The organism is Capnocytophaga sp. G1920 (assembly GCF_051417515.1).
The window spans coordinates 1-9,399 of sequence record NZ_JBPRKH010000034.1 but is presented as its reverse complement, the minus strand read 5'-3'; the positions used below and the strand labels follow the sequence as shown (position 1 = coordinate 9,399).

General features: G+C 39.2%; 11 protein-coding genes and 1 pseudogene. 2 read left to right on the top strand and 10 right to left on the bottom strand.

The genetic code is table 11. The annotated features are described in order from the left end of the window. Window positions 1-299 precede the first annotated feature (299 nt). The gene (locus ACSQ7D_RS12760) at window positions 300-863 is read left to right on the top strand and encodes a hypothetical protein (protein ID WP_002674601.1); all 564 of its coding nucleotides are present in this window, start codon (window positions 300-302) and stop codon (window positions 861-863) included. A 139-nt stretch (window positions 864-1,002) separates the two neighbouring features. Beyond that, the gene (locus ACSQ7D_RS12755; protein ID WP_128091431.1) at window positions 1,003-1,947 is read left to right on the top strand and encodes a cation diffusion facilitator family transporter; all 945 of its coding nucleotides are present in this window, start codon (window positions 1,003-1,005) and stop codon (window positions 1,945-1,947) included. Window positions 1,948-1,997: 50 nt separating this feature from the next. On the opposite strand, the gene ACSQ7D_RS12750 is transcribed toward ACSQ7D_RS12755, so the two are convergent. From ACSQ7D_RS12750 to ACSQ7D_RS12705, 10 genes and pseudogenes are all read right to left on the bottom strand, one after another. After that, a complete protein-coding gene (locus ACSQ7D_RS12750) occupies window positions 1,998-2,603 on the bottom strand; it encodes a DUF502 domain-containing protein (RefSeq protein WP_437136463.1) in 606 nt (201 codons plus the stop codon). Window positions 2,604-2,614: 11 nt separating this feature from the next. Beyond that, the gene (locus ACSQ7D_RS12745) at window positions 2,615-3,529 is read right to left on the bottom strand and encodes a glutaminase (protein ID WP_048745610.1); all 915 of its coding nucleotides are present in this window, start codon (window positions 3,527-3,529) and stop codon (window positions 2,615-2,617) included. Between the two features lie 6 nt (window positions 3,530-3,535). Continuing rightward, the gene (gene gldE / locus ACSQ7D_RS12740; protein ID WP_437136464.1) at window positions 3,536-4,831 is read right to left on the bottom strand and encodes a gliding motility-associated protein GldE; all 1,296 of its coding nucleotides are present in this window, start codon (window positions 4,829-4,831) and stop codon (window positions 3,536-3,538) included. A 56-nt stretch (window positions 4,832-4,887) separates the two neighbouring features. Next, entirely contained in the window at window positions 4,888-5,310 is a 423-nt protein-coding gene (locus ACSQ7D_RS12735) for a single-stranded DNA-binding protein (RefSeq protein ID WP_034554409.1), read from the bottom strand. A gap of 62 nt (window positions 5,311-5,372) precedes the next feature. After that, complete coding sequence (gene mutY, locus ACSQ7D_RS12730; protein ID WP_437136462.1) at window positions 5,373-6,392, bottom strand: A/G-specific adenine glycosylase; 1,020 nt, start codon at window positions 6,390-6,392, stop codon at window positions 5,373-5,375. 16 nt (window positions 6,393-6,408) lie between these two features. Next, on the bottom strand, window positions 6,409-6,576 hold the full coding sequence (locus ACSQ7D_RS12725; RefSeq protein WP_437136461.1) for a heavy metal-binding domain-containing protein: 168 nt from the start codon (window positions 6,574-6,576) through the stop codon (window positions 6,409-6,411). 110 nt (window positions 6,577-6,686) lie between these two features. After that, entirely contained in the window at window positions 6,687-7,121 is a 435-nt protein-coding gene (locus ACSQ7D_RS12720) for a DUF417 family protein (protein ID WP_106096079.1), read from the bottom strand. 70 nt (window positions 7,122-7,191) lie between these two features. Beyond that, window positions 7,192-7,555, bottom strand: a pseudogene (locus tag ACSQ7D_RS12715) (IS1595 family transposase); the annotation flags it as partial. Between the two features lie 34 nt (window positions 7,556-7,589). Next, window positions 7,590-7,802: a twin-arginine translocase TatA/TatE family subunit gene (tatA, locus tag ACSQ7D_RS12710; RefSeq protein WP_009421490.1), complete on the bottom strand. Its 213-nt coding sequence runs from the start codon at window positions 7,800-7,802 to the stop codon at window positions 7,590-7,592. A gap of 132 nt (window positions 7,803-7,934) precedes the next feature. Continuing rightward, window positions 7,935-8,924, bottom strand: a complete 990-nt coding sequence (locus ACSQ7D_RS12705) for a DUF4837 family protein (protein WP_437136460.1) — start codon at window positions 8,922-8,924, stop codon at window positions 7,935-7,937. Window positions 8,925-9,399: the final 475 nt, after the last annotated feature.

Sequence of the window (9,399 nt, the reverse complement as noted above, 5' to 3'; positions counted from 1 at the left end):
TTTTAGATTTTAATTTTGATAATAAAAAAGTCGCTAAGCATCTCGCTTAGCGACTTTTTTTTCTTGTATTTACTGTGTTACTCTCATTTCTTCAATTTTTAGCCTTGTATCTCAAACGCACAATCCTTGTCCTAAAATCCTACAACCCTTGAATAAGAATTTGCCCATAAAAAATTATCGCCAGAATTTTGCACCGTAAAAACTTGATAAGGGGAACAGCCGAAAGACAAAAGGTAAATATAAAGTCGACGCCTTCCATCTTTTAGTTCTTTGACCTCTTATCTAAAAAATCAATCATTATGGCAAAAAGCAAAAATAATGTAGTAACCGAAGGATTGAGCGGTATGTTAGCTCGCCAAATCGTATTCCGCCAACGCGCAGGACAAACCATCGTAGGGAAAGCCCCCGTTCGCTCTCAGAAAGCAAGCCAAGCACAACAGCTACATCAGCAAAGGTTTGCTCGAGCAGCTTTCTATGCTAAAAGTGCTTTGCAAAATAGTGCACTTAAGCAAAGCTATGCCGAGGAAGCTAAAAAGCGTCCAGGTACCACCCCCTATAATATGGCAATTGCCGATTATCTTAAAGCTCCTGTGATTGACGCGGTAGATACCTCAAACTATACAGGTTCCGTTACCGGAGAAAAGATTGTCGTACAAGTATCCGACACTTTTAAAGTAACAGGCGTGAAAGTGAAAATCACCGACCACGATGCTACACTTGTAGAAGAGGGGAATGCTACCTTCCAAGAAGGTAAGTGGGTGTATACCACCACTGTGGTAAACGCTTCTCTTACCGGCGATAAGGTAATAGTAACAGCCACCGACCGTCCTGCCAATGTTACCACTAAGGAATTTATCCTTTAAAGCGAGTAACAACAAGAAAGGTAAAGCCAGTTCTGCTGGCTTTACCTTTTATCTTTTATCTTAAAATCACCCTTATTACAAAATAATTCGTACCTTTGCATCGCTTGTTACCTTTTACCTTGATCTAAAAAATATTATTATGGAACATTCACACCACCAACACGACCATCATCACCACGGTCACGACCACCATCATCACACCGTAACTGACCTCAGTACTCTCAATCGTGCCTTCTATATAGGCATTGGCTTGAATTTACTCTACACAATTATTGAGTTTGTAGTAGGCTTTCGCGTCGATTCCTTAGCACTTATCTCCGATGCAAGTCATAATCTAAGCGATGTAGCCAGTTTAGTGATTTCACTTATCGGTATGAAACTCACCCATCGCACCGCTACTCAGCTCTATACCTATGGCTACAAAAAAGCATCTATTCTTGCATCGCTCATCAATGCGGTACTACTGATGTACATTGTGATAAAAATCTTTATCGAAGCCTTCGAGCGTCTTGCTAATCCGCCCGAAATGGTAGGTTCAGCAATTATGCTTACAGCTTTTATAGGAGTGATAATCAATGCAGTTTCAGCATTCCTATTCTACAAAGGACAGAAGACAGATATCAATGTCAAAGGGGCTTTTCTGCACCTAATGCTCGATGCTTTAGTATCGGTAGGGGTAATTATCTCAGGGGCAATTGTATATTTTACCGGTTGGAACTTAGCCGACCCTATCAGTAGTTTTATGGTAGGTATCGTGATTCTGTTCTCCACTTGGGGATTACTTAAAGAAAGTGTAAAACTCATCTTAGATGGAGTGCCTCACGACATCGATAAGGAGCATATACAACATCTTATAGAAGAGCATCCAATGATAGAGAGTGTACATCACTTGCATATTTGGGCACTCAGTAGCTCACAGAACGCTCTCACGGCTCATATTGTACTGAAAGAGTGTATTACGCTTAAAGAATTTATGAATATTAAAGCCGAGTTAAAGCACAAACTCTCACACGAAGGGATTACCCACAGCACTTTTGAAATAGACACCGATAATTGCCACTGCGAAGAAGAAAAATGTAATTAATACCACAAAGCTAATAGCCTAAACGAAGAATAAACTACTATATAAAATCACTATTTATTACCAGTAGTATTATTGGCATTACCGGTATTAGAAAGGATTCCGCCACTAAGGGCAAACTCCATTGCTTTTTGCGAAGAAAAACCTTCAGCAGGCTTTATGTTATCTTTGGAAGTAACAATCACCCAACCAGAAATAGCATACGAATGCGGAAGATAAACACTTACCATTTCGCTGAGTTCAGCAAAATCCATAGAAGGTTGGGTAAGGAACCCAATGCGCCATATTTCGGGCGTTTCATTCACTTTTACCCATACCGGATTAGTAAGTTTTCGTTTGTCACCTACAAAAGAAGCTAAAATATCTTTAATAGAAGAATAAATAACCTTTACACCGGGAATATGAGCTACTAAATAATCTAATAGTCCCACGAACAGTTTTCCTAAAATAAGTCGACTACCAATAAAACCAATAATAGCAGTACCAAGTAAAACCAAAGCAAAAACTAACCCTGGGTAAGCCTTTGAGATATCAGGCACAAGGTTATCTACACTCTTGAATATCGACCAAATAATCCAGATGGTAGCACTCAGCGGACCTATGATAAGTATCCCCTGAAAAAAGTATTTGATAAAGGTACTGAAATAATTCTTTGACATATATTTTATTACTAAAAAATAGAAGTATGTGTTTGTGCGGTAAACTCTTCTAAGAACTTCATTCCTCTATACGAATTCCCTTTGTTATTAAGTTTCGGACTCCATACCGCAATGCTATAATGATTAGGCAAAAGAGCTACAATACCGCCTCCTACACCGCTTTTACCTGGTAGCCCCACCTTAAAAGCAAACTCCCCCGACTCATCATAGAAACCGCACGTTTGCATCAAAGCGTTTACCCGTTTAGTACAAGTTTCAGTAAGAATTTGAACTCTATCGTGCATACGGATACCATCGTTGGCAAGAAACGAGAAGATATATGCCATCGATTTGCAAGTAAGCTCTAATGAACAAAGTTTAAAGTAGAAATTGAGTACCTCAATAGGGTCATTCTCTATGTTCCCTAATGATTTGATATAATAACATAAGGCAAAATTGCGATATCCTACTGATTTCTCCGACTCGGCTACTAATATAGAGTAATTAATACTATCATCATTAGCTAATTCTCTTACAAAAGTTAAGAAATCGGCTTCAGCATCTTCCAAGATAGAGAGGAGAATATCACAAACTACAATAGCTCCTGAATTGATAAGAGGGTTACGTGGAATACCGTTATCGGCTTCTAACTGTATTAATGAATTGAATGAAGTGCCCGAAGGTTCTACATCTACACGTCGCCATAGTTGGTCGCCTATAATACTATACGCCAACGAAAGTGCTAATACCTTAGAAATACTCTGTGCTGAAAACTTTTCATCGCAATCACCAATCCCATACGATTGTTTGTTGAGGCTATAAAAATATACCCCAAACTTATCGGGGTTCACTTGTGCCAATTCTGGGATATAAGTAGGAACTTTACCTAAATTATCAGCAGATAAAACAGATTGGTATATAGTGTCAATTATTTTAGAATATTTCATATGTATTTATTGTGGATTGTTCGTTCTAATGATTTTGATTTGCTTGATACGTTTCTTGTCAAAAGCCTCTACAATGAATTTATAGTTGCCAAATAGGATAGGAGTTCCTTTCTGGGGAAAGTTGCCCGAAATCTCTAAAAGAAAGCCTGCAAGCGTTTCGGCATCACCGCGATTTTCGTCAAATAGAGCCTCTTCTTCATCAGTAAATTCAAGAATGCGATAGAAGTCCTTCAAAACCGTTTTTCCTTCAAAAATAAAGACATTATCATTGATTTTGGAGTGTGTTACATCTTCATCGTCAAACTCATCGTTGATATTTCCCACAATCTCTTCTATGATATCCTCTAAGGTAATCACTCCACAAGTACCACCGTACTCATCTACTACAACAGCGAGGTGTATCTTCTTCTCTTGAAACTCGCTCAACAAATCGTCTAATTTCTTGTTTTCAGGAACGAAGAAAGCATTGCGTTTCACACTATTCCAGTCGAAATCAGTTTTGTCTAAATGTGGCAAAAGGTCTTTGATGTAAATTACCCCTGTGATATGGTCTAAATTCTCGTGGTATACGGGAATGCGTGAATAGCCTATCGCCACGATTTCGTTTAGCAACTCCTGATATGAGAGCTCTTCGCTGAGAGCAAAGATATCTACACGGGGTACCATTACTTCGCGGGTTTCGGTATTGCCAAAAGAGACAATACCCTCTAATATCTTCTTTTCCTCGTTGGTGGTATCTTCTTCGGAGGCGAGCTCTAAGGCTTGTGAGAGTTGTCCTACTGAAATATTGCTTTTCTGCTTGCCCAATTTCTTTTGTATCCATACAGTAAAGTTTTTCATCGGCATACTGATGGGCGTAAAGAAGGAGTCGAGGATATAGATGAAGTAAGCTACGCGCTGTGAAAACAAAATATTGTTGCGATTGGCGTAGATTTTAGGCAGGATTTCACCGCAGAGCAAAAGCACAAAGGTAACCAGACCTACATTGAGTACTGCCCGTATCCAAGGAGTTGTAATTCCCCCGAAGAGGAAGTCGCCTAAATCTACAAAGAGGAGTACGATAGAGATGTTTACCAAGTTATTGGCAATAAGTACCGTTGCCAATAGCTTTTTAGGATTCTCTGCGAGCTTGGCTATAATATTGCCGGTAGGCGTTTTTTCTTCTTTGAGTGTTTCAATCTCAGCAGGAGTAAGCGAAAAGAGAGCTACCTCAGCTCCTGAGATAAGAGCAGAGCAGAATAATAATAGTATAAACACTGCAAATTGAATAACGATACCCACGTCAATGCTTAAAAAAGGCATTAATGAGAGTACCGACAAAGGTTCTGTTTCCAAAATATTATTATTTCGTTACACATTTAGAAAGGAGGCTCCGTACTTACGGGCGGTTCAGGAGCCTTAGGTTCAGCTGTTTTAGGAGCTGGTTTAGGTTGCCCATCACGTTTAGGATTTGGTAGAAAAGTTACATCGGAAGCGTGGATTTCAGTTGTTTGGCGCATCACGCCGTCTTCCGTTTGCCATTTACGTGTTTTGATGCGCCCTTCGACATAGATAAGGTCGCCTTTGTGAGTGTATTTCTCTACGAGTTCTGCCAGCTTGTTGCGAACGATAACAGTATGCCATTCGGTACTGCTAATGCGCTCGTTGGTAGCGCGATTGGTATACTCATCGTCAGTGGCTAAGGGGAACTGACCAATGCAGTTACCTTCGCTGAAATAGGTAAGCTTCACAACATCTCCCATACGACCTATGAGAATAACTTTATTTAAAGTTCCGTTCATTGATATATAAATATAAAGTTGATAATCTAAATATTCTCCAAAAGTACGACAAAATTTTAAAACTACCAAAATTTGGTAATGAAATTTGCAGTGAGAGCTGATACGGGATAGCTGTGTATATCGGCGATAAGTATGCTATTATCAAGGAGTTCGGTGGTGGTAACTATCCAAAAAGAAGTATAAATATGCTGGTGGGTGAGTTTGTGGATTACAGGCATTTCGTTATACAAGCTCACGGTAGCAGAGGGTAAGATAGAGGCCATTTCTTCGGCAGTAGCAGGAGCGTGAGTTTCGAGTAGAGGAAACTCATAGAGCCCGTGCCAGATATCTTTGCCTTTGCGCTTTTGCAAAAGGGTTTGTCCGTAAGGATTGAGCCATACGAGATAGTTGAAATAGCGTTTTTTAATAGTGATTTTCTTGATTTTTACGGGTAGGACGTCTACTTGCTGATGATGAAAAGCCCAACAGTGGTCACGTAATACACAATTTGCACAATCGGGACTCTGAGGAGTGCACTGCAAGGCACCGAACTCCATTAGGGCTTGGTTATAAGTGCCGGGGTTGTGCTTATCTAAACATTCGTAAGCTAATGCTTTGAACTCTTTGGCACCTTGTGGGCTGTTAATAGGTGTTGCAATACCAAAAAGACGAGAGAGCACACGGTATACATTACCATCGACTACGGCACAAGGTTCGTTATAACAAAAGGAAGCAATGGCACTTGCAGTATAATCGCCTATACCTTTGAGTTTTACAAGTTCTTTATAGGTTTTTGGGAAGACACCTCCCAATTCAGTAGCGATATATTGCGCTGTGTGGTGTAGATTCTTAGCGCGCGAGTAATAGCCTAAGCCCTGCCATAGTTTGAGCACTTCTTCTTCGGAAGCATTGGCTAAATCGGTGATGGTAGGGTACCGACTGATAAAACGCTGGTAGTAAGGCAGACCTTGCACTACGCGCGTTTGCTGTAAAATTACTTCGGAGAGCCACACCTTATAGGGATTAGCGGTGCCACGCCAAGGCAAAGACCTTTGCGCAACTTTATACCAAGAAGTTAGTTTATCGATGAGCCAATTTGTCAATTTGTGAATTTGCTAATTAGATAACTATGGCAGTGCCGCTAACAGTAACCATTAGCATACCGCCGTTAGCGCCTACGGTTTCATAATCGAGGTCGATGCCAACGATCGCATTAGCACCTTTTTGGGCAGCACGTTGTTGGAGTTCAGCAAGGGCAGAATCTTTAGCTTCGCGGACTTTTTGCATAAAATAGTCAGTAGGACTTTCTGTATCAAATCCATAAAAATCTTTTCTGACTTAATATTTTTTATGACTACATTTGCTACAGCAATATCCTTCTTTCCATTTTAAAAAAGCTACTTAGGCTTGTTCATACTTATCATTCCAAAGCCTAACATAGGAATATCTTTTAAAATAAAGAAATCAGTAACGGGAACTCCTTCTATATAGTAATAGGTTTTAGCAGAAGTAAAAAGAAAACTCAAAGTAATAAGAAAAGTAATTGTACAACCTACAAAGGCTAATTTACGCACTATCGGAGAGAATATCCCTATTATCAGTGCTACTGCTATAGCTATCTCTATTACGCCTATGAGATTGGAAACTCCTTGCAAACTTAGAATTTTATAAAGCCATGATAGCAGGAAACTTTGTTCTACCAAGGATTTAATTCCCTCTGCCTCAGCATGTGTAAACTTGAATGCGCCTATCCAAAGTAGAATAGTTGCCACTCCAAAAAGACTGATGTAATACCCTATTTTGTAACATAGGGAGATACTACTATTTTTCATTTCTTGCGATTTATTATATTGCAAAGTTGCGATTTTTTTAAGTAAAAAATTACTGAGGTACCTATTGAATTTGAGTTATATGAAAGTCTTTTATAGGTTTATATCCTTTCCTTTGGTCAGTAGTAACTTGTGCTGTTTTCCTTCCTCTTTTTCCTCCTATGGTAAATTCACCAACCTAAACGCTATTATTCAATTTGTGCGATTCACTGGATTTCATAGTTTCACGGACTTTTTGCATAAAATAGTGTTCCTGCAGTAGGACTTTCTGTATCAAATCCATAAAAATCTTTTCTGACTTGATATTTTTTATGACCACATTTGCGACAGCAATATCCATCTTCCCACTTTAAAGAAGCTAAATATTCTTCACAATCTAAGTCAGTTTTAAAGCGTTTAGTAAACTATAAGAGGTTTTGTCCATTAAATAATCTCATAATGCATTAATTTTCAGAGTGCAGATATATGAAATTATTTTGACATCTCAATTTCTGATTTCTCGGTATTTTCTTTTTTCTTGTCGGTATCGTTATTCTCTTTGGTAGCATCTTTGAACTCGCGAATACCTGTGCCCAGACCGCGCATTAATTCGGGAATTTTCTTGCCTCCAAAGAGCAATAATATAAGGGCTACAATGATGACTACTTGCCAGGGACCTACTACCCCTAAAAATATACTTAGCATAGTTATTAGATTTTAGTTGTTAGTTATTAGTGAATTAGGTATGTCGGAATTGTCAAACTTAACGGACGATTCTGAACAAAGAAATAATAATAGTGCAAAATTACAAAACTTTTTTGAATTGGCAATCTTTTTCTAACGACTAAATTCTATCGACTTGATAATAGCTTCGAGTTCGAAGAGCATATCGCGTTTAGCAACGCCTGGGGCATATAAAAAACCTTCGGCTACTACTAGGCGGTTATGGGCTTTGTCTTCGATAATATAATTGATATAAGGGCCTCCAAGGGCGAAATCCTTTACTTCCCACAAGCCTTTGCTTTCAATGGTTTTTCGTCCTTTTATCTTCGTTTCGCTGATGCTGGGAGCTAAATAGGTTTCGGTAACCATATACATACCTTCTTTGGGTCCTGGAATATATTTTTTGCCTATGGAATCGCGCATCTTTACGATGGTTTTGGTACGCCCTTCTTCATCGGCAGGGATACTTCCTAAAGGCATTTCGTAGAGGATAATACTTGCTCTACCGCCTTTGATAGGGCGTTCTATCCAGAAGAAATTGTCGCCGTATTTTCTCACCTGGTACACGGCGGGCATCACGAATTTGAAGCCTAAGGTTTGTTCTACTTGTTTGTCTTTGCTAAGGGCATTGTTAAAACGATGACGTGTTTCTTTCAGGTCGTTGTTCTTGAACGCAAGGATAAACTGGTCGTGAAATTCTTCGACTTTGCAGGCTATATCGCGCACTTGTTTGCCTTGTACTTCGCATACTACTTGTGGTTTGGCGTATACATCGTCGCTGATAGTTGCTTCGTTTTTATTACCGCGATGCACAATGAGCACATTGCGACTGTTACGGGTGTTGCCTTCAAATACTTGTGGGGGCACTTGATGTAACGAAAAGATGGGTTCTTCGGTAGGTAGTCCATCGATAGGGGCGGCGAAGTAACGGCGAATGGTATCGCCTACGGCGCCTTCCCAGAGGTCGTTATCGATGACCACGGCGAGGGTGTTGATTTGCCCTACTGAAGGGGGGAGGTAAGTTTCTCCGTTTTTATTGTTGCTATTGTTACAACCCAATAGGAGCAGGGAGCAGGCGATGCTTGCAAATAAAAAGCGTTTCATAAAAATAACTGATTATTTCTTTATAAGAAAAGATACAGCTAAAATCGTTCCAAAATCACTTTTTTGATAAAAAATGTTGTTAGATTAGCAATAAGGCCTTAGGCCTTAGGCCACAGGCAATAGGAGGAGAAGCGACGGGAAAGGGAAATTAGGTGCGAGCCGCACGGGCTGTTGAATTAGGAAATGAGAAAATGAGAAAATGAGAGAATGAGGAAATTAGTAAATGGGGATTGTCAGTTTATTCAACTTTGGCAAAGTTTTAAACCAAAACTGTAAGGAAGATTTATAAAGCACTGATTTTTAACTATGTTTTTTTTGTAGAAATACTGTGTAAGTATTATCTTTGCAAAAAAAAAGTTATGACCACTATAATAAAGAATAGAAAAAGAATTTCAAATATCTTTTCTAAGATAGAAGATAAAGAGTTAGAATTTCTTGTAAAAGAAACAGGAGTCGATAAATATAGCAAAAAACT